At 68.2% G+C, this 18,184-nt stretch carries 19 protein-coding genes; 17 read left to right on the forward strand and 2 right to left on the reverse strand.

All coding sequences use genetic code 11. From position 1 onward, the window contains the following. Nucleotides 1-29 precede the first annotated feature (29 nt). Genes gspG through A9973_RS17500 form a run of 8 tightly spaced genes read left to right on the forward strand, consistent with a single transcriptional unit; the run spans nt 30 to nt 5,216 of the window. Nucleotides 30-458 carry a type II secretion system major pseudopilin GspG gene (gene gspG / locus A9973_RS17465; protein WP_035214085.1) on the forward strand — a complete coding sequence of 143 codons (429 nt, stop codon included), beginning with the start codon at nt 30-32 and terminating at the stop codon, nt 456-458. Then, nucleotides 430-918, forward strand: a complete 489-nt coding sequence (gene gspH, locus A9973_RS17470; RefSeq protein ID WP_183014988.1) for a type II secretion system minor pseudopilin GspH — start codon at nt 430-432, stop codon at nt 916-918. Before gspG ends, gspH begins: the two co-directional genes overlap by 29 nt. Continuing rightward, a complete protein-coding gene (gspI, locus tag A9973_RS17475; RefSeq protein WP_183014989.1) occupies nt 905-1,306 on the forward strand; it encodes a type II secretion system minor pseudopilin GspI in 402 nt (133 codons plus the stop codon). The genes gspH and gspI overlap by 14 nt, the downstream gene beginning before the upstream one ends. After that, nucleotides 1,303-1,935 carry a type II secretion system protein J gene (locus A9973_RS17480; RefSeq protein WP_183014990.1) on the forward strand — a complete coding sequence of 211 codons (633 nt, stop codon included), beginning with the start codon at nt 1,303-1,305 and terminating at the stop codon, nt 1,933-1,935. Before gspI ends, A9973_RS17480 begins: the two co-directional genes overlap by 4 nt. Further along, entirely contained in the window at nt 1,932-2,885 is a 954-nt protein-coding gene (gspK, locus tag A9973_RS17485; RefSeq protein ID WP_183014991.1) for a type II secretion system minor pseudopilin GspK, read from the forward strand. The genes A9973_RS17480 and gspK overlap by 4 nt, the downstream gene beginning before the upstream one ends. Then, on the forward strand, nt 2,882-3,874 hold the full coding sequence (gene gspL, locus A9973_RS17490; RefSeq protein WP_183014992.1) for a type II secretion system protein GspL: 993 nt from the start codon (nt 2,882-2,884) through the stop codon (nt 3,872-3,874). The genes gspK and gspL overlap by 4 nt, the downstream gene beginning before the upstream one ends. Further along, on the forward strand, nt 3,871-4,458 hold the full coding sequence (gene gspM, locus A9973_RS17495) for a type II secretion system protein GspM (RefSeq protein ID WP_183014993.1): 588 nt from the start codon (nt 3,871-3,873) through the stop codon (nt 4,456-4,458). Before gspL ends, gspM begins: the two co-directional genes overlap by 4 nt. Then, nucleotides 4,458-5,216, forward strand: coding sequence for a type II secretion system protein N (locus A9973_RS17500; RefSeq protein ID WP_183014994.1), 759 nt, complete (start codon nt 4,458-4,460; stop codon nt 5,214-5,216). The genes gspM and A9973_RS17500 overlap by 1 nt, the downstream gene beginning before the upstream one ends. Before the next feature lie 14 nt (nt 5,217-5,230). Here the strand turns inward: A9973_RS17500 and gspE are convergent, their stop codons facing one another. Continuing rightward, complete coding sequence (gene gspE / locus A9973_RS17505) at nt 5,231-6,658, reverse strand: type II secretion system ATPase GspE (protein WP_183014995.1); 1,428 nt, start codon at nt 6,656-6,658, stop codon at nt 5,231-5,233. Continuing rightward, nucleotides 6,655-9,033: a type II secretion system secretin GspD gene (gspD, locus tag A9973_RS17510; RefSeq protein ID WP_183014996.1), complete on the reverse strand. Its 2,379-nt coding sequence runs from the start codon at nt 9,031-9,033 to the stop codon at nt 6,655-6,657. The genes gspE and gspD overlap by 4 nt, the downstream gene beginning before the upstream one ends. Before the next feature lie 177 nt (nt 9,034-9,210). On the opposite strand from gspD, the gene gspF reads away from it, so the two are divergent. The 9 genes from gspF (at nt 9,211) to A9973_RS17555 (ending at nt 18,140) form a co-directional block, all read left to right on the forward strand. After that, entirely contained in the window at nt 9,211-10,416 is a 1,206-nt protein-coding gene (gspF, locus tag A9973_RS17515) for a type II secretion system inner membrane protein GspF (protein ID WP_183014997.1), read from the forward strand. A gap of 96 nt (nt 10,417-10,512) precedes the next feature. Continuing rightward, complete coding sequence (locus tag A9973_RS17520) at nt 10,513-11,445, forward strand: alpha/beta hydrolase (protein WP_183014998.1); 933 nt, start codon at nt 10,513-10,515, stop codon at nt 11,443-11,445. 71 nt (nt 11,446-11,516) lie between these two features. Further along, nucleotides 11,517-12,446, forward strand: coding sequence for an acyl-CoA desaturase (locus tag A9973_RS17525; protein WP_220805551.1), 930 nt, complete (start codon nt 11,517-11,519; stop codon nt 12,444-12,446). A 2-nt stretch (nt 12,447-12,448) separates the two neighbouring features. Then, the gene (locus tag A9973_RS17530; protein WP_220805552.1) at nt 12,449-13,714 is read left to right on the forward strand and encodes an NAD(P)/FAD-dependent oxidoreductase; all 1,266 of its coding nucleotides are present in this window, start codon (nt 12,449-12,451) and stop codon (nt 13,712-13,714) included. Beyond that, nucleotides 13,711-14,487 (forward strand): DUF1365 domain-containing protein, encoded by a 777-nt coding sequence (locus A9973_RS17535; protein WP_183015000.1) that lies wholly within the window; start codon nt 13,711-13,713, stop codon nt 14,485-14,487. The genes A9973_RS17530 and A9973_RS17535 overlap by 4 nt, the downstream gene beginning before the upstream one ends. Then, nucleotides 14,484-15,758 carry a cyclopropane-fatty-acyl-phospholipid synthase family protein gene (locus A9973_RS17540; RefSeq protein WP_183015001.1) on the forward strand — a complete coding sequence of 425 codons (1,275 nt, stop codon included), beginning with the start codon at nt 14,484-14,486 and terminating at the stop codon, nt 15,756-15,758. Before A9973_RS17535 ends, A9973_RS17540 begins: the two co-directional genes overlap by 4 nt. Then, a complete protein-coding gene (locus A9973_RS17545; protein WP_183015002.1) occupies nt 15,755-16,522 on the forward strand; it encodes a DUF1295 domain-containing protein in 768 nt (255 codons plus the stop codon). The genes A9973_RS17540 and A9973_RS17545 overlap by 4 nt, the downstream gene beginning before the upstream one ends. 11 nt (nt 16,523-16,533) lie before the next feature. Further along, entirely contained in the window at nt 16,534-17,616 is a 1,083-nt protein-coding gene (locus tag A9973_RS17550) for a cyclopropane-fatty-acyl-phospholipid synthase family protein (RefSeq protein ID WP_183015003.1), read from the forward strand. Beyond that, nucleotides 17,613-18,140: a lipocalin family protein gene (locus A9973_RS17555; RefSeq protein ID WP_183015004.1), complete on the forward strand. Its 528-nt coding sequence runs from the start codon at nt 17,613-17,615 to the stop codon at nt 18,138-18,140. The genes A9973_RS17550 and A9973_RS17555 overlap by 4 nt, the downstream gene beginning before the upstream one ends. Nucleotides 18,141-18,184 lie beyond the last annotated feature (44 nt).

Genomic DNA, 18,184 nt, shown 5'->3' on the forward strand with positions numbered 1-18,184 from the left:
GGCTTCTACTGGAAGACCGGAGTTGCAAAGTGCGTCAGTTACCGCGTGGGCTTGCCCGCCAGCAAGGTTTCACCCTGATCGAGATCATGGTGGTGATTGTGATCATGGGGATCCTGGCGGCCCTGATCGTGCCGCGCGTGCTGGACCGCCCTGATCAGGCCAGGCAAGTCGCCGCGCGCCAGGACATCGCGGGCATCATGCAGGCGCTCAAGCTCTACCGGCTGGACAACGGCCGCTACCCCACCACGGCGCAAGGGCTGCGCGCGCTGGCCGAAAAGCCCGATGGCGCCAATAACTGGCGCGGCTATCTGGACAAGTTGCCCAATGACCCCTGGGGCCACCCGTACCAATACCTGAGCCCCGGCGTCAAGGGCGACATCGATGTCTTCTCGTTCGGCGCCGACAACAAGCCCGGGGGAGAAAACGGCGATGCCGACATCGGTTCCTGGGAGCTCTGAACGCGGATTCACGCTGGTCGAAGTGCTGGTGGTGCTGGTGATCGTGGCCATCGCGGCCAGCATGGTCAGCCTGTCGATCGGCAAGCGCGACAACGGCCTGCGCAGCGATGCCGAGCGTCTGGCCGACGCCTTCACCGTGGCGCAGAGCGAAGCCCGCAGCGACGGACGCCCCATCCGCTGGCTGGCCAACGGCCAGGGCTGGTCGTTCGAGCGCCAAGGCCGCCTGCCCGGCCCCAGCGCGCAGGAAGACACGCCCGTGCCCGTCGACCACCTGGAACACGACGACGTGCTGCGCCCGCAGACCTGGCGGGCGGGCGCGGTCCAGCTGCGGCTGGACCCCAACCGTCCACTGGTCTTCAACACCGAGTGGGTGGCTGCCCCCATGACGCTCGTCCTTCGTGCAGGCGACGCCAGCATCACCTTGCAACGCGACGCCTCCGGCCGTTATGACATCCGCTGAACCGCCCCGCCCCGCTGACCGCCAGCGCGGCTTTACCCTGATCGAAGTGCTGGTGGCCCTGGCCATCATCGCCGTGGCGATGGCTGCCGCCCTGCGCGCGACCGGCGTCATGTCGGCCAACAACCGCGCCTTGCAGGACAAGACGCTGGCGCTGCTGGCCGCGCAGAACGCGTTGACGCAATTGCGGCTGGAGCAGACCTTGCCGCGCGCCGGCTCGCAGACGGTGCCCTGCCCGCAGGGCGGCCGCTCGCTGCAATGCGAACTGGTCATCACCAATTCCATGAACCGCAGCTTCCGGCAGGTCTCCGTCAACGTTCACGACACGGCGTCCCCGCGGCCGGACGCGGTGCTGCTGCAGCTGGACGGCTTGCTTTCCAGCCTGCGATGACCATGCGCCGCGCATCCGCCCCGCCTTCGCCCGGCCGCGTCGCCCAGGCCGGCTTCACGCTGATCGAAGTGCTGGTGGCCCTGGCATTGATGGCGCTGGTCAGCCTGATGGCGTGGCGCGGACTGGCCAGCGTCTCCAGTGCGCGCGACTGGATCGAGCAAGAGGCCGAAGACACCGACGCCATTGTGCGCACCCTGGGCCAGATGGGGCGCGATGTCGAACTGTCCTACACCGGACCGGGCTTCGACTCCGCCGGCAAGGACGCGCTGGCGCTGACGACCGGCCTGCGCCTGTTGCGCCGGACCAGCGGCGGCAACACCCTGGAACTGCTGCGTCCCGACCCCGATGGCAACGGCCTGTGGCAACGCGTGCAGTGGCAGGTGCGGGCGGACGGCCTGTGGCGTGCCAGCGGTCCGTCCGCGCCGCGCAGCCCGCTGCCGGCCGCGGTCGATGGCGTGCTGCTGTTGCCCGGCGTCAGGGCGCTGGGCGTGCGCGCCTGGGTGCCCGGCACGGGCTGGGTCGACGCCAATGCCAGTTTCGCGACTGCGCCGACCGGCATCGAAATCACGCTGGAACGCGGCGCGGCCAACGCCCCTCAGCGCTACATCCGCATCCTGGAGCTGCCATGACGCCCCGTCCTCCGGTCCGCGAGCGCGGCGCGGCGGTCATCAGCGCGCTGATCATCGTCGCCATCGTGGCGGCGTTGACGACAAGCCTGTTCCAGCGCCAGACCGCCAGCACCCGCCGGGTGGAAAACGAGCTGGCCCGCGTGCAGGCCCGCGTCATGCTGGCGGGCGGCATCGACTGGGCGCGCCTGGTCATCCGCGATCACGGCAAGCGCGAATCCACGACCCGCGGCGACCAGATCTGGGCAACGCCGGTGCTGGACACCCGCATCGAGCGGCCCGGCGACGAACGCGTCGCCGTGTTCTCGGGGCGCGTGCAGGACGAGCAAGGGAAGTACAACCTGAGCAATCTGGCCCGCAACGGCGTGCCGCAACCCGAACAGGAAAAGGTGCTGCGCCGGCTGCTGACTGTGCAGCAGCTGCCCGACACCCTGGCCGGACACATCATCGACATCATCGCCGCCGCCCAGCCCCCGGCACTGGCGGCCGACTCGCCGTCCTCGTCGAACGGCCAGCCCGTCGCCGCGCCCGATGCGCGCGCGCCGCTGCCCCGCGGCGTGGACGAGATCGCCGCCCAGCTTGGGTTGGAACCGCCCGCGCGCAACGCCATGCGCCTCACGATGACCGTGTTGCCGGTGGCGACAAGCGTCAACGTCAACACCGCGCCCGCCGAGGTGATCGCCGCGCTGGTACCCGGCCTGTCGCTCAGCCAGGCCCGCGCGATGACGGGCGAGCGCGACCGCGGCAACTGGTTCAACAACGCCGGCGACTTCGCCAACCGGCTGACCGGCACCGGCGTGGATGCACCCGCGCCCACCGTCACGACCGCCAGCGGCTGGTTCATGGCCAGCGGCACCGTGGTGTATGAACGGGCCCGGGTCTCGATGCAGGCCCTGGTCCGCAGCGCCCCGCCGGCCGCGCCCGACACGATATGGACACGAGAAACCCCATGAAAAATCTGTTGCGTATTGCGCTTCCGGTGCTGGATGAGTTCAGCGCCGGATCGCCCTTGCCTTATGCCTGGTTCGACCGGCGCGGCCGCTGCGCGCAGCAGGGCGAACTGGCCTTGCAGGCGATGGGCAACGCTTTTCCGAACGCCGCGTGCGAAGCCGTGCTGCATCCGGCGGACGTCATCGCCACCACGGTGCAGATCCCTGCCGTCGCCCGCGCGCGCGTCGCCGCCGCGGTCCACAGCGCGCTGGAACCCCTGGTGCTGAGCGACCTGGAGGCGCTTGCGATCGGCTACGGCCCGCGTGGCGCCGACGGCAAGGTGCCCTTGGCCTGGGCGCCGCGCGAACCCGTGCGCCGGGCCTGGAGCCTGCTGAACGCGCACGGCTTGCGCGCGCATGCGCTCATCGCGCCGCAGACCCTTACGCCAACCTCCGACGCGCCCCTGCGCGACCCGGCCGATCCGCGCTGGCAGGCCGCGTCGCCCTCGTGGTCGCTGGCGATGCCGCAATTGGCCCCGGCCCGCATATCCCGCTGGCGTCCGGTCTGGCGCTGGGCCGCGGCGGCGGCCGTGGTCTGGATCGCGGGCCTGAATATCCATGCCGCGCAGTTGGGCGCCGAAGCCGACGCGTTGAAGAACGGCATGCGCCAGCAGGTGCTGGCCGCCTTCCCCGACATGCCCGTGGTGCTGGACCCGGCGCGTCAGGCTCAGCAAGGCCTGGACGCGCTGCAAGCCAACCGGGGCGCGGCCAGCGCGGCCGACTTCCTGCCGCTGGCGCGCGCCGCCGCGCAAACGCTGCCGTTCGCGGCCGACCAGGTCGCCCGCTTGACCTATGCCGACCAGGCGTTGACCCTGCAGTTGGCCGACGCCGGCGAACAAGCCCAACGCGTCGCGGAAACGCCGGCGCTGATCCAGCAAGCCGCCGCCTTGGGCCTGAAGCTGGAACGCGGCGACACCGACAACACCTGGCGCATCCTGCGCAAGCAACCATGACACTGAACCAACGCCTGCAACACGCATGGCAATCCGTCCGCAAGCCCGTGGACCCCGCCCTGGCCCGCGCGCGCCAGCGCTACGAAGCGCTGGCGCCGCGCGAACGCAGGCTGGTCACGGGCGCGGCCGCGCTGTTGGGCACGGTCATCGTCTTCGTCGCCTTGATCGAACCTCCTTTGAACACGATGCGCAAGCTGCAGGCGGAATTGCCTGCCCTGCGCACCCAGGCCGCCAGCGTCGCCGACCTGACGTCGCAAGCCCGCTCATTGCGCCAACGGTCGGCTACCCCGGCCGCCAGCATGCCCACCTCGGCGGAACTGGGCGCCAGCCTGGAACGCGCCGGCCTTCCGCCGGGCATGTGGACCCTGGGCCAGCCCGAATCCGGCACCGGCGTGCTGCTGACGCTGAACCAGGCGCCATCTTCCGCGCTGCTGCGCTGGCTGGACGGCGCGGGCCGCGACTGGGGCGTGGCGACGCAAAAGGTCGAATTGACCCGAGCCGCCAATCCCAACGGCCGGCCGCTGCCCGGCCTGGTCAATGGCCAGGTGACGCTCGGCTTGCCGGACAAGGCGGGAGCCCGCTGATGCCCCTGCCCCGGATCAACAAGCGCGCCGCCGCCCTGTTGCTGGCCAGCGGCGCCTGTGCGCTGGCCGCCGGCGTCAGCGTGCTGCCGGCGCGCTGGCTGCTGGCCCTGCAACCCGAGCCGTCGCTGGTGACGCTGGCCGACGCCAGCGGCACGCTATGGCAGGGCAGCGCCTGGATCGCGCTGGGCGCGAAGGGATCGCAAAGGGTGCTGCCGCAAGCGGTGCAATGGCACTGGCGCTGGGGTGCAATGGCGCTGGAAGTCTCGCACCCCTGGCTGCAAGGCCCGCTGCGCGCCCGCCTGGGCTGGACGGGGATCTCGCTGCCGGCGCAGTCGCTGCGCGTGCCGGCGTCCGTCCTGCCCGCGCTGGGCGCCCCATGGAACACACTGGCGCCCGAAGGCATGCTGGAGATCAGCTGGCAGGCGTTGCGGTTGGGCGGCGCCCTGCCGACAGGCCCGATCGCCGATCTGCGCTGGCGCAATGCCGGCACGGCGTTGACCTCTGTCGCGCCGGTCGGCACTTACCTGCTGCAGGTGCGGGGCACCGGCAAACCGGGTGCCGCGCTGGCGCTCAGCACCGAAGGCGGCGTGCTCGCAGTGTCGGGGCAAGGCAATGTGACGGCCCGCGGCGTAACCTTCGAAGGTCAGGCCACGTTCGCCGAGTCGGCGACAGAAGCGCAGCGCGCCGCCCTGGATGGACTGATGTCCACCCTGGGCCGGCGCACGAACGATACGGTGGTGTTCGGGACGGGCAAGTAACGTACTTGCCCGCGCTACGCGTCGCGCGTGACGCGCACGATTTCCTCGGGCGCGGTCTGGCCGCCGTCCACCCAGCGCTGGCCGTCCTGCCGCATGGTCCGCATGCCCGCCGCCACCGCGGCCAGGCGCAACTCGCGCTCGTCGCGGCCCTCGTGGATCAGACGCCGGGCCTCGTCGTCCACCGTGAACAGCTCGTGGATGCCCGAACGCCCGCTATAGCCGGTGTGGTTGCAGGCCGGGCACCCCACCGGATGGAACACCTGCCTGCCGTCCAGCATGGCGGGCTTCTTGCATTCCGGACACAGCTTGCGGACCAGCCGCTGGGCCAGCACGCCAAGCAGCGACGATGCCAGCAGGAACGGTTCGACGCCCATGTCCGTCAGGCGCGTCACGGCGGACACGGCGTCGTTGGTGTGCAGCGTGGCCAGCACCAGGTGGCCCGTCAACGAGGCCTGCACGGCGATCTGCGCGGTTTCCAGATCGCGGATTTCACCGATCATGATCACGTCGGGATCCTGGCGCAGGATGGCGCGCAACGCCAGCGCGAAGCTCATGTCGATCTTCGCGTTGACCTGGGTCTGGCTGATGCCGGACAAGTCGTATTCGATCGGGTCTTCGACCGTCAGGATATTGCTGGTGGCGGCGTCCAGCCGGCTCAGCGCGGCATAGAGCGTGGTGGTCTTGCCGCTGCCCGTCGGACCCGTCACCAGCACGATGCCGTGGGGCTGGCGGATCAGGCGGTCCAACTGCATCAGCACTTCCGGACACATGCCCAGGCGCTCCAGCTGCAGGCGTCCCGCCTCCTTGTCCAGCAAGCGCAGCACGGCGCGTTCGCCATGCCCGGTCGGTAGGGTCGACACCCGCACGTCGATCGGCCGTCCGCCCACGCGCAGCGCGATGCGGCCGTCCTGCGGCAAGCGCTTTTCGGCGATGTCCAGGTGCGCCATGATCTTGATGCGGGAAATCAGCGCGGCATGCAGGGCCTTGCGCGGCGACACCACGTCGCGCAAGGTGCCGTCCACGCGGTAGCGCACCACCGAATGCGTCTCGAAGGGCTCGATGTGGATATCGCTGGCACCGTCGCGCGCCGCCTGCGCGAACAGCGCGTTGATCATGCGGATCACGGGCGCGTCGTCCTGCGCCTCCAGCAGGTCCGCCACTTCGGGCATGTCCTGCAGCAGCCGGTCCAGGTCGATCTCGTTTTCGGCCACGCCCATGACGGACGCGGCATCTTCGGAATGGCTATAGGCCGCCGTCAGCAACGTCTCCAGCGCCTCGTCGTCCACCTGCGCCAAGGCGATATCGCCGTGGCAACGCCGGATCTCGCGCACCGCCCATTCCGGGGTGCGCGGGCTGACCGTCAACTGCACCTGCCCCGCGCGCAGCGACAACACGGCGCGCTGCGCCCGCGCCCAGGCATAGGGCAAGGGATGCGCGCTCATAGCAGCGACTCGGGGTCCACCGCTGCGCCCATAGGGACCGATTGCGATACGCGCAACGGGGTCGACGCGTCGCGATGGGGCGCCATGCCCGGATACTGACGGACGGCGAAGGATTCGACGGTGGCGGGCGCCGGCCGGCGCATCGTCGCCGCCTGCTGTTCCGGCCGCAGGTCATAGGCATTGTTCGACACCGACGGCGCCGAGCCCGGCGGCGGCAGCATCGGCGCCTGCATGTCCGGCAGCACCCAATGTTCGGCCGGCTGCACGGCGCCTTGGGCGCGGCGCATGTAGTCGTAGCGGTCCATGGTGACGCTGGCGCTGCGGTTCGCGTCGCGCACGACGTAGGGCCGCAGGAACACCATCAGGTTGGTCTTGGTGCGCTTGCGCGAGTCGTAGCGGAACAGCGACCCGATCAGTGGCAGCGAACTCAAGCCGGGCACGGCGTTGGTCGTCAAGGTCACGTTGTCTTCCAGCAGGCCGCCCAGCACGATGATCTGGCCGTCGTCGATCAGCACGCTGGTGTCGATGGCGCGCTTGTTGGTCACGATGCCCGTGGTGGCGTTCGAGCGGCTTTCGTCGATGCTGCTGACTTCCTGATAGATGTCCAGCTTGACCGCGCCGCCTTCCGAAATCTGCGGACGGATGTTCAGCTTCAAGCCCACGTCCTCGCGTTCGATCGTCTGGAACGGGTTGGAACTGCCGTTGCTGCCCGAGGTCACGTACTGCCCCGTCACGAAGGGCACGGTCTTGCCGACCAGGATGCTGGCGGACTGGTTGTCCAGCGTCAGCAGGTTCGGCGTGGACAGGATGTTGGCTTCACCCGAGTTCTGCATGGCGCGCGCCAGCACGCCCAGGTTGATGACCTTGTTGCCCAGCACGTCCACCGTGCCCTTCACCACGCCCAGGCTCAAACCGCCGCCCAGCGCGTCGATGGAGGTGGGGCCCGTACCGGTGATGCCGCTGCCGCCCAGGTTGGTGCCGCCGATGAAGCTGGTGCCGCCGCTGTTGATGTTGCCCGCGCCCGTCATCCACTGGATGCCGAATTCCGCGGCCTTCTGTTCGCTGACTTCCACGATCAGGCTTTCCACCAGCACTTGCGCCCGGCGCTGGTCCAGCTGGTCGATCACTTCACGCAGGCTGCGGTACAGCGGTTCCGGCGCCGAAATGATCAGCGAGTTGGTCGCCGGATCCGCCTGGATGGTGGCGCCGCCCGCCGAATACGACACGGCTTGCGTGCTGTTGTCTTCGCGCGCGATGCGTTCCTGTTCGCCCGACAAGCCGCCCTTGGACGACCCCGACATGCCCTGCCCCACCTGGGCGCCGGAGTTCGCCGAAGTGTTCTGCGCACGCGCGCCGCCTTGGGCGCCGCCCGTAGGGCCCGCAGCGCCGCCGGCCGCACCATTGGCGCCCGGCGCGGCATTCGCCTGGCCAGTCAGCAAGCCGCCCAGCACTTCGGCAATGCGCGTAGCCTGCGCGTTGCGCATGTAGACCACGTGCAGGTTGCCCGCGCGGTTCTGTTGCGCGTCCAGTTTCAGGATCAGGTCGCGGGCCAGGCGCGTGCGCGCGGGGCTGCCCGAACGCACCAGCACGCTATTGCTGCGCGGGTCGGCCACGACGGCGATGCGCTGGGTGGGATCGCTGCTTTGCGTATCCAGCAATTGCGACGCCAGGATGGCGATGTCGGTGGCGATGCCCGACCGCACGGGCACCACGTCCGTGTCGATCGAGCTGGGCACGTCGATGCGCGCGATGACTTGCGCGATCCGTTCCAGGTTGTCCGCATAGTCCGTCACCACCAGCGTGTTGTTGCCGGGGTAGGCGTTGATGGGGTTGTTCGGCGGCACCATGGGCCGCAACACCGGCACCAGGTTCGCGGCGTTCTCGTATTTCAACGGGAACACGCGCGTCAGCATCTCGCCGCTGCTGCTGCCTTTGGCGAACGCCGCCACGGGCACCGGCCCGCGTGCCGCGCCGCCCGCCGGCGTACCGGCCGCGGGCGCAGCGGGCCGCGTGTTGCCCACCACCGCGCTGCCTTGCAGCTTGGCGTCAGCCTCGGGCACCACGCGCGTCACACCGTCCACATCGACGATCGCGAACCCCTGCAGGCGCAACGCGCCGGTCAGCATGGCCAGCGCCTGTCCGCTATCGACGGGCCGGTCCGACACCAACGTGAGCTTGCCCTTCACGCGGGGATCCACCAGGAAATTCCGGTGCGTGAACAGCGACAGCGCGCGCAACACGGCGAGGATATCGGTGTCGACGAAATTCAGGCTGACACGGTTGTCTGCCTGTTGGGCGTGGGCCGTGCCGAGTGCCGGTCCGATTTGGCTTGCTGCAAGCAAGACCGCAAGGCTGAACTGCGCAAGATGACGCATGACGAGATAGGTGCCTGAGACGTGAAATCATGTGAAAAAACGTGAAAGCGCGTCGGAGTATACGGGGTGACAGTGCAACACTACGGTCATATTTGACATGCAACATATCGGCTGGAAACCCTTTAAATTCGGGGCTTTTGCACGTTTCGCATTTGCGTGCGCCCTCTGCCTTTCACCATGCCATCCTTCCGTTACGAAGCGACCGACGCGCTTGGAAAAATCGTGCGCGGCACGATCGATGCCGACTCCGAACGCGGCGCCCGCAATCAGTTGCGCGGTCGCGGATTGTTGCCGTTGTCCACCGCGTTGGCGGCGCGCGCGGAAGGCTTGGGCGCCAGCCTGCACACCCGCTTGTCCGACGCCGACCTGGCGTGGCTGACGCGCCAGTTGGCCAGCCTGCTGGCCGCGCGGCTGCCGCTGGATGCCGCGCTGTCCGCGACGCTGGAGCAGGCCGAAAAGAAGCACATCGCCGCCACGCTGGGCGGCGTGCGCGACGACGTGCGCGCCGGCCACCGGCTGTCCACCGCGCTGGCGGCGCGCCCGCGCGACTTTCCCGAGATCTACCGCGCGCTGATCGGCGCGGGCGAAGAATCCGGCGACCTGGCGCAGGTGATGGAAAAGCTGGCGGACTACATCGAAGAGCGCAACACCTTGCGCAGCAAGGTGATGACGGCGTTCATCTATCCGGCGGTGGTGGGCAGCGTGTCGGTCATCATCGTGATCTTCCTGCTGGGCTATGTGGTGCCCCAAGTGGTGTCCGCCTTCAACCACGCCAAACAGCAGCTTCCGTTGCTGACGCGCGTGATGCTGGGCTTGTCCGACTATGTACGCGAATGGGGCATGGCGACGGGCGTGGCGCTGGTGCTGCTGATCGCGTTGTGGCGCTACACCTTGCGGGCGCCGGCGGCGCGGCGCGCCTGGCATGCGCGCGTGTTGCGGCTGCCGCTGGCCGGACGCTTCGTGCTGGGCGTGAACGCGGCGCGTTTCGCGTCCACGCTGGCGATCCTGTGCGGCAGCGGCGTGGCGCTGCTGACTGCGCTGGACGCCGCTCGCCGCACCCTGAGCAACGACGTGCTGCGCCAGGCCGTGGACGAAGCCGCCGAGCGCGTACGCGAAGGCGCGGCGCTATCGGCCTCGCTGGGCGCGCAGAAGGTCTTTCCGTCGCTGCTGGTGCATCTGATCGCCAGCGGCGAAAAAACCGGCCGCCTGCCCGAACTGCTGGACCGCGGCGCGCAGAACCTGTCGCGCGACCTGGAGCGGCGCGCCATGGCGATGACGGCGTTGCTTGAGCCGGCGCTGATCCTGCTGATGGGCGGATTCGTGCTGCTGATCGTGCTGGCGGTGATGATGCCGATTCTTGAGATGAATCAGCTGATCCGCTAGCGGGCACGGAGGAAGCGGCGCCTGCCGGAAGATCCGGCCTGCATCCAGCGCGGGCACTGGCCCGTATACAAGGGTGTCCCCTTTGCGGAGCACCCCATGTCTTCCTGGATAGGAACCGGCCCGCGCGGCCCGTTCGAGATGCTTCTGGCCGCCGGCCTGGCGCTGGCCTTGCTGGTCCTGGTGGCGGCATGTTCCCCACTGACGCTGCTTAATGGCGCCGTGCCCGACGGCACGAGCCACGCCGCGCCCGGGCTCGCATACGGCCCGTTGCCGCGCCAGCGCCTGGATATCTATGCTCCGCTGGATGCGGATCGGGCACCCGTGGTGGTGTTCTTCTATGGCGGCAATTGGCGTAGCGGCGACCGGGCCGACTACCGGTTCGTGGGCGACGCGCTCGCTTCGCGCGGCATCGTCTCCGTCATCGCCGACTACCGCCTCTACCCCGAGGTCCGCTACCCGGCCTTTCTGCAAGACGCCGCCCTGGCTGTCGCCTGGACGCAACAGCATGTCGGCAGCTACGGCGGCGACCCCGGCCGGCTCTTCGTCGCCGGACATAGCGCGGGCGGGTACATCGCCGCCATGTTGGCGCTGGACCCGCGCTGGCTGCGCGAGGCCGGCATGGCGCCAAGTGCGCTCGCCGGCTGGATCGGGTTGGCCGGCCCCTATGATTTCTTGCCCATCGTCGCCCGCGACGTCCGGCCGGTGTTCCGGTTTCCGGATACGCCGGCGGATTCGCAACCCATCCGCCACGTCAGCGCCGCGGCTCCCCCAGGCCTGATCCTGACCGGCACCGCCGACACCATCGTCGATCCTCAACGCAACAGCGCCAGCCTCGCCCTGGCCTTGCGCGCGGCCGGCGCCTGCGCGCGTCTCGTCGAATACCCCGGCCTGGGCCACAAGCTCGCGGTCGGCGCGTTGGCGCGTCCGCTGCGCTGGCGCGCACCGGTGCTGGACGATCTGAGCAGGTTTGTGGCCGGACCCGATGCGCCGCCCCAGCCGGCCACGGCAGCGAAAAGCCGCTGCAACTAGGGGTTTTCACCCATGCATCCACGGTATCCCGACACTCGTATATCCCTACAAGTCTCGAACAGGATACGAAGATGCGCCCCGAATTCACCGGCTGGACCGCCTCGATACGCCGTTGGGTAGACACCCAGACTGACGGAGTGCCCGACGGCGACCCCGACCGTATCGACTGGACGCGGGCGCTGCCCTTCGCCCTGCTGCACGCCGGGTGCCTGGGCACCCTGTGGACCGGCGTATCGCCGGTGGCCCTGGCCGTCGCGGCGGTGTTGTATGCCGTGCGCATGTTCGCCCTGACGGGCTTCTACCACCGCTACTTCTCGCATCGCACCTTCCGCACCTCGCGCGGCGCGCAACTCGTCTTTGCCGTGCTGGGCGCCTCGTGCGTCCAGCGCGGCCCCTTGTGGTGGGCCGCCCACCACCGCCACCATCACCGCCACGCGGACGACGAACAAGATCTGCATTCGCCCGCCCGCCATGGTTTCTGGTGGGGCCACATGGGCTGGTTCCTGACGCCGCGCGCCTTCGCGACCGACATGGCGCGTGTGCCGGACCTGCGCCGCTACCCCGAACTACGCTGGCTGGACCGCTTCGATGCGGTCGTGCCCGTCGCGCTGGCACTGCTGTGTTATGCCCTGGGCGCCGCGCTGGAACACCTTTCCCCTGGACTGGGCACCAGCGGGCCACAGATGCTGGTATGGGGCTTTTTCATCTCGACGGTGGCGCTGTTCCATGCCACGGTCACGATCAATTCGCTGGCGCACCGCTACGGCAAACGCCGCTACGACACCTCGGACGACAGCCGCAACAACGCCTGGCTGGCGTTGCTTACCTTTGGCGAAAGCTGGCACAACAACCACCATTTCTATCCCGGCTCGGCCCGCCAGGGCTTCCGCGCCCGGGAAATCGACATCACCTGGTATGGCCTTCGCCTGCTGGCGGCCACGGGCCTGATCTGGGACCTGAAACCCGTGCCCGCATGGGTGCTGACTCGCGCCAAGGAATGAGCATGCGCATCGCCATCATCGGTTCCGGAATCGCGGGTCTGGTCTGCGCATGGAAACTTGGCCGCGACCATGACGTGACGCTGTACGAGTCCAACGACTATCTGGGCGGCCATACCCATACCCATTCCGTGGAACAAGATGGGCGGCGCTATGCCGTAGACAGCGGCTTCATCGTGCATAACCCCGTCAACTATCCGCAGTTCACGGCCCTGCTGAAGGAGCTTGACGTCCCATCGCAGCCCACCACCATGAGCTTCTCGGTGCACAAGCAGGCGACCGGCCTGGAGTACAACGCGGCGTCGCTCGGCACGCTTTTCTGCCAGCGCCGCAACCTGCTATCCCCCCGCTTCCTGGGCATGGTGCGCGACTTGCTGCGCTTTTATCGCAAATCCCCTGCGCTGTTGGCCACCGACGGCCCCGGTCCGACACTGGGCGACTATCTGGCCCAGCACCGCTACGGCGACGCATTTCGAACCGATCACCTGCTCCCGATGGCCTCAGCGCTGTGGTCATCGCCAGCGGCGCGCATCCTGGACTTCCCGGCGCGCTATCTGGTGCAGTTCATGGCCAATCACCAGATGCTGCAGGTCGGGCAACGGCCCGAATGGCGCGTGGTCAAAGGCGGGTCGGCCAGCTATGTCCGCGCGCTGCGCGCACGCTGGAACGTGATTGAGCGCCTGAACAGCCCAGTGCGTAAGGTCAGCCGCCAGCCGACAGGCGTGGTGGTCGAATCGGGCGACGGCCGGCCGCATTACGACGAAGTGGTCTTCGCCTGCCACAGCGATCAGGCCCTCAAGCTGCTGACGGACCCGACCCCGGCCGAACGCCAGGTGCTGGGCGCGATTCCCTATCAGGACAATGATGTCGTTCTACACACCGATGCGCGCATCTTGCCAAGCCGGCGCAAAGCCTGGGCCGCGTGGAATGCCTATGTCCCGGCGGATCCGTCAAGCCCATGTTCCGTCAGCTACTGCATGAATCTGCTGCAGGGACTGCACTCGCGCCTGCCTTTCATCGTGACGCTCAACCGCAGCGAGGCCATCGACCCCGCGCACGTGCTGGCCCGCATGCGCTATCACCATCCGGTCTACACCGTGGCGTCGGTGGCCGCACAGGCCCGCCGCTCCGAGGTCTCCGGCCATCGCCACACCTGGTACGCGGGCGCGTACTGGGGCTGGGGGTTTCATGAAGACGGCGTGGCGAGTGCGCTCGACGTGGTGCGCGGCATCCAGTCGCGGACCGCGCCCTTGTCCCGGGTGGCGGCATGACCCTTCAAAGCGCCGTCTATGAAGGCTGCGTGGCGCACAGGCGCCACGTGCCGCACGCGCACGGCTTCAGCTACCGCATGGCACAGCTGTACCTGGATCTGGATGAAATCGATCGGGTCTTCCTGCATCACTGGCTGTGGTCGGCCAATCGGCCAAACCTGGCCGAGTGGCGGCGCAGCGATTATCTGGACGGCGCGCACGGCCTGCCGCTGGCGCAGGCCGTGCGCGCGCGCCTGCGCGCGGCCATGCATGATGCGCCCGACGGGCCCGTCCGCCTGTTGGCGCATCCGCGCTATGCGGGCTATGTCTTCAATCCGGTCAGTTTCTACTACTGCTACGAAGCCGATGGCGTGACCCTGGCCGCCATTCTGGCCGAGATCACCAACACGCCCTGGAAGCAGCGCCACTGCATCGTGTTGCCGGTCAATGCCGCTGACCGGCAGGGGCAATCCCTGATCTGGCGTTTCGACAAGCAGTTCCACGTGTCGCCCTTCATGCCGATGGATTGCGCCTACGACTGGCGCTTCAGCACGCCGGGCGAAGACCTACGGGTGCACATGCGCGTCAGCCGCCAGGATCAGGCGCAATTCGACGCCCATCTGACCCTGCGGCGGCACGAACTGGACAGCGCGGCGCTGGCGCGCCTGCTGTGGCGCTATCCCTTGATGACGCTGCAAGTGATAGGCGCCATCCATTGGCAGGCCTTGCGCCTCTGGCTCAAGCGCAACCCCATCCACGACCATCCCCGCACGTCTGACGGAGAACCGCAATGAAAGCCATGACGCCATCCGAACACGCCGCCGTCGCGGCAAGCCGTCCCGTCAGCGCCCTGGACCGCCTGCTTCGCAGGCGGCTGTTCGCCGGCCTCTCGCAGCTGGCCGGCGGCAGGCTGGCCATCGAAGACAGCCTGGGCTGCGCGACGCTTGGCGACGGCGGCGCGCTCGTGCGCCTGACCGTCCGGGACATCGCCTTCTACCGGCTCGTCGCCACGCAAGGCAGCGTTGGGGCCGGCGAGGCGTTCGGCGACGGCATGTGGTCCTGCGACGACCTGGTCGCCCTGGTTCGTCTGCTGGTGCACAACCGCGACGCCCTGGACGGCATGGAATCCGGGCTGGCGCGGCTAGCCGGCTGGGCCCTCAAATGCTGGCACGCCGGCAACCGCAATACGCCTGAAGGCAGCCGCCGCAATATCGCGGCCCACTATGACCTGGGCAATGATTTCTTCTCGCTGTTCCTGTCGCCTGACCTGATGTATTCGTCGGCGATGTGGACGGACGCGGACGACACGCTGGAAGCCGCGTCGCGGCGCAAACTGGACACCATCTGCCGTAAGCTCGAATTGCGGCCGGGCGACCGAGTCGTAGAGATCGGCAGCGGCTGGGGCGGATTCGCCGTCCATGCCGCACGCCACTACGGCTGCCACGTCACCACCGCCACCATCTCGCGCGAACAGCACGCCCTGGCCGCCGCACGCATACGCGCCGCCGGCCTGGACGATCGCGTCGACGTCGTGCTTCAGGACTACCGCGACCTGCAAGGCCAATACGACAAAGTGGTCTCCATCGAGATGGTCGAGGCCATCGGCGCGCCCTATCTCGAGGCCTACTTCCGCAAAGTCGCGGGACTGCTGCATCCGCAGGGCCGCGCCCTTATCCAGGCCATCACTATCGAAGACCACCGTTACCACCAGGCGCTGGCCTCCGTCGACTTCATCAAGCGCCATATCTTCCCCGGTAGCTTCATCCCCTCCATCGAGGCCATGCTGCGTGCCAAGACCCGCGCCTGCGACCTGGCCCTGGTGCACCTGGAAGACTTCGGCCTGTCGTATGCGCGCACCTTGCAGGCCTGGCGCGAACGCTTCTTGGCGCATCTGCCCGAGGTCAAGGCGCAGGGTTTCGACGCCCGCTTCTGCCGTCTGTGGGAGTTCTATCTGGCGTACTGCGAGGGCGGCTTCCGCGAACGTTCAATCGGCGTCTCGCACCTGCTGCTGACCCGCCCCGGCGCCCGAAGCACGGGTGAACGCTGGATACCGGAGACGGCATGACCCCCTTTCAGCAATGGTCGTGCATCGCCGGCTTCATGGTTGTCGCCATGGCGGCGGCCTGGGACTGGCAGCGCCGCCGCGCCAATGCAGGCATCGTCGACGTGGTTTGGGCGTTGGGCATGGGAGGCAGCGCCTTGCTTATCGCGGCGACCGGGCAAGGCGCACGGCTGCCACGGGCCTGTCTGGCCGTGATGGCCGGAATCTGGTCCCTGAGACTGGCCGCTCATCTGTGGCGGCGTGTGCGGCAGGTAGAAGACGGGCGATACCGAGCGCTACGCGAACGGTGGCACGGCCATCAGGGAAAATTCTTCGGCCTGTTCATGTTCCAGGCGGGCCTGGTCATGCTGTTCAGCCTGCCGTTCGTGGCCGTTGGCGCCAGCCCGGCGCACGGTCTGACGGTTGCGCTGGGCGTCGCCGTCTGGCTGGTAGCGCTGGCGGGCGAGGCCATGGCCGATCATCAGCTGGAGCGCTTTCGCAACGACCCGGCGCATCGCGGCAACACCTGCCGCGATGGCCTGTGGCGCTATTCGCGGCATCCGAACTATTTCTTCGAATGGTGCCATTGGTTCGGTTATGTGGCCCTGGCATGGGGCTCCCCGCTTGCGTGGCTGTCATGGCTGGGGCCGGTGCTGATGTATGGGTTCCTGCGCTGGATCAGCGGCATCCCCTTCACCGAGCAGCAGGCCCTGCGGACACGCGGCGACGATTACCGCGATTACCAACGCCGCACGTCGGCCTTCTTTCCGTGGTTTCCCAAATCCTGACGAGGCACGCCATGACGACCGCCACCCTGCATGACACCCCGCTCGCCGCGGACCGCCCCGCCCCCGGCCTGCTCGGCCTGGCCGAACGCGGCCTGGTGCCCGACGCGCTGCTGCGCCTGGGGATACGCCGCCTGTGTACCGAGCGCCTGTCGGCGGAATATGCCGGCGGCATCGACGCCTGGACGGCCCGCGATCAGCAGCTGATCGCCAGCCTGCGCACTAGCGCAGTGGCGATCCACACCGACGCCGCCAATGCGCAGCACTACGAGCTGCCCACCGCGTTCTTCCAGCTTTGCCTGGGTGCCCGCATGAAGTATTCCAGCTGCTATTACCCGACGGGCGCCGAGACGCTGGATGCGGCCGAGGCCGCCATGCTGCATCTATATGGCGATCGCGCGGAACTGGCCGACGGCCAGGACATCCTGGAACTGGGCTGCGGCTGGGGTTCGTTGACGCTATGGATGGCCGAGCAATTCCCCAACGCCCGCATCACTGCCGTCTCGAACTCGGCGACGCAGCGCCAGCACATCGAGGCGCGCTGCCGCGAACGCGGCTGGCGGCACGTACAGGTCGTCACTTGCGACGTGAACGTGCTGTCGCTGCCCGCTGGCGCCTACGACCGCTGCGTTTCAGTCGAAATGTTCGAACACATGCGCAATTACCAGGACCTGATGGCGCACATCGGCCAATGGCTGCGTCCCGGCGGCAAGCTGTTCGTGCACATCTTCGCCCACCGCGAACGGGCCTATCCGTTCGAAACCGGCGGCGCCAGCAACTGGATGGGGCGGCATTTCTTCACGGGCGGCATCATGCCTGCAGTCGATACGCTGCTGCACTTCCAGCGGGATCTGCAGCTGGAAGCGAAATGGTTTCTCAACGGCATGCACTACGCGCGCACGGCCAACCACTGGCTGGCCAACCAGGATGCCCGCCGCGAGCAGGCCAAGGCGGTGCTGACTCATGCCTACGGACCACACGCCGGCCTGTGGAATCAGCGCTGGCGCATGTTCTGGATAGCGTGCGCGGAACTCTTTGGCTATGACGAAGGGCAACAATGGGGAGTGGGCCACTACCGGTTCACGCGTCCATCATGAGACCGGCCCGGTTGCGCGCGTTGTGCGCCGGCGTCGTGGGGGTGCTGGCCGGGTGCGCCGCACCCACGCCGATGCCGCCGGTAGACCACGTCGACCTGCCCCGCTTCATGGGCGATTGGTACGTGATCGCGCATATTCCCAGCTGGCCCGAACGCCACGCCTATGACGCCGTGGAAAGTTATCGGCTATTGCCGGACGGCAGGATCCAGACCGATTTCCGCTACCGCAAAGGCAGCTTCGATGCCAAGGAGGATGCCATGCATCCCGTGGCCACCGTGCGGCCCGGCACGGGCAACGCCGTCTGGGGCATGCAGTTTTTCTGGCCGATCGAAGCTGAATACGTCATCGCCTATCTGGATGACGGCTACCAGACCACCATCATCGGCAGGTCAAAGCGCGACTACGTGTGGATCATGGCCCGCGTGCCGTGCCTGAGCGACGCGGCCTATGCGAAGCTGGCGGACCGCGTGGCGGCGCTGGGATATACGGAGAGCCTGCGCAAGGTGCCGCAGCGTTGCGGATGAGCTCGGGCGGAGGAACCGCCGCCGCTCACCGCAATGGAATACAG

The organism is Achromobacter sp. UMC46 (assembly GCF_014170335.1).
Classification (GTDB): domain Bacteria; phylum Pseudomonadota; class Gammaproteobacteria; order Burkholderiales; family Burkholderiaceae_B; genus Achromobacter.

Excerpts from the sequence above, each read along its gene's own strand:
- gspH (WP_183014988.1), top strand. The coding sequence starts at position 430 with ATGCCGACATCGGTTCCTGGGAGCTCTGAACGCGGATTCACGCTGGTC.
- gspI (WP_183014989.1), top strand. The coding sequence starts at position 905 with ATGACATCCGCTGAACCGCCCCGCCCCGCTGACCGCCAGCGCGGCTTT.
- A9973_RS17480 (WP_183014990.1), top strand. The coding sequence starts at position 1,303 with ATGACCATGCGCCGCGCATCCGCCCCGCCTTCGCCCGGCCGCGTCGCC.
- gspK (WP_183014991.1), top strand. The coding sequence starts at position 1,932 with ATGACGCCCCGTCCTCCGGTCCGCGAGCGCGGCGCGGCGGTCATCAGC.
- gspL (WP_183014992.1), top strand. The coding sequence starts at position 2,882 with ATGAAAAATCTGTTGCGTATTGCGCTTCCGGTGCTGGATGAGTTCAGC.
- gspM (WP_183014993.1), top strand. The coding sequence starts at position 3,871 with ATGACACTGAACCAACGCCTGCAACACGCATGGCAATCCGTCCGCAAG.
- A9973_RS17500 (WP_183014994.1), top strand. The coding sequence starts at position 4,458 with ATGCCCCTGCCCCGGATCAACAAGCGCGCCGCCGCCCTGTTGCTGGCC.
- gspE (WP_183014995.1), bottom strand. The coding sequence starts at position 6,658 with ATGAGCGCGCATCCCTTGCCCTATGCCTGGGCGCGGGCGCAGCGCGCC.
- gspD (WP_183014996.1), bottom strand. The coding sequence starts at position 9,033 with ATGCGTCATCTTGCGCAGTTCAGCCTTGCGGTCTTGCTTGCAGCAAGC.
- gspF (WP_183014997.1), top strand. The coding sequence starts at position 9,211 with ATGCCATCCTTCCGTTACGAAGCGACCGACGCGCTTGGAAAAATCGTG.
- A9973_RS17520 (WP_183014998.1), top strand. The coding sequence starts at position 10,513 with ATGTCTTCCTGGATAGGAACCGGCCCGCGCGGCCCGTTCGAGATGCTT.
- A9973_RS17525 (WP_220805551.1), top strand. The coding sequence starts at position 11,517 with ATGCGCCCCGAATTCACCGGCTGGACCGCCTCGATACGCCGTTGGGTA.
- A9973_RS17530 (WP_220805552.1), top strand. The coding sequence starts at position 12,449 with ATGCGCATCGCCATCATCGGTTCCGGAATCGCGGGTCTGGTCTGCGCA.
- A9973_RS17535 (WP_183015000.1), top strand. The coding sequence starts at position 13,711 with ATGACCCTTCAAAGCGCCGTCTATGAAGGCTGCGTGGCGCACAGGCGC.
- A9973_RS17540 (WP_183015001.1), top strand. The coding sequence starts at position 14,484 with ATGAAAGCCATGACGCCATCCGAACACGCCGCCGTCGCGGCAAGCCGT.
- A9973_RS17545 (WP_183015002.1), top strand. The coding sequence starts at position 15,755 with ATGACCCCCTTTCAGCAATGGTCGTGCATCGCCGGCTTCATGGTTGTC.
- A9973_RS17550 (WP_183015003.1), top strand. The coding sequence starts at position 16,534 with ATGACGACCGCCACCCTGCATGACACCCCGCTCGCCGCGGACCGCCCC.
- A9973_RS17555 (WP_183015004.1), top strand. The coding sequence starts at position 17,613 with ATGAGACCGGCCCGGTTGCGCGCGTTGTGCGCCGGCGTCGTGGGGGTG.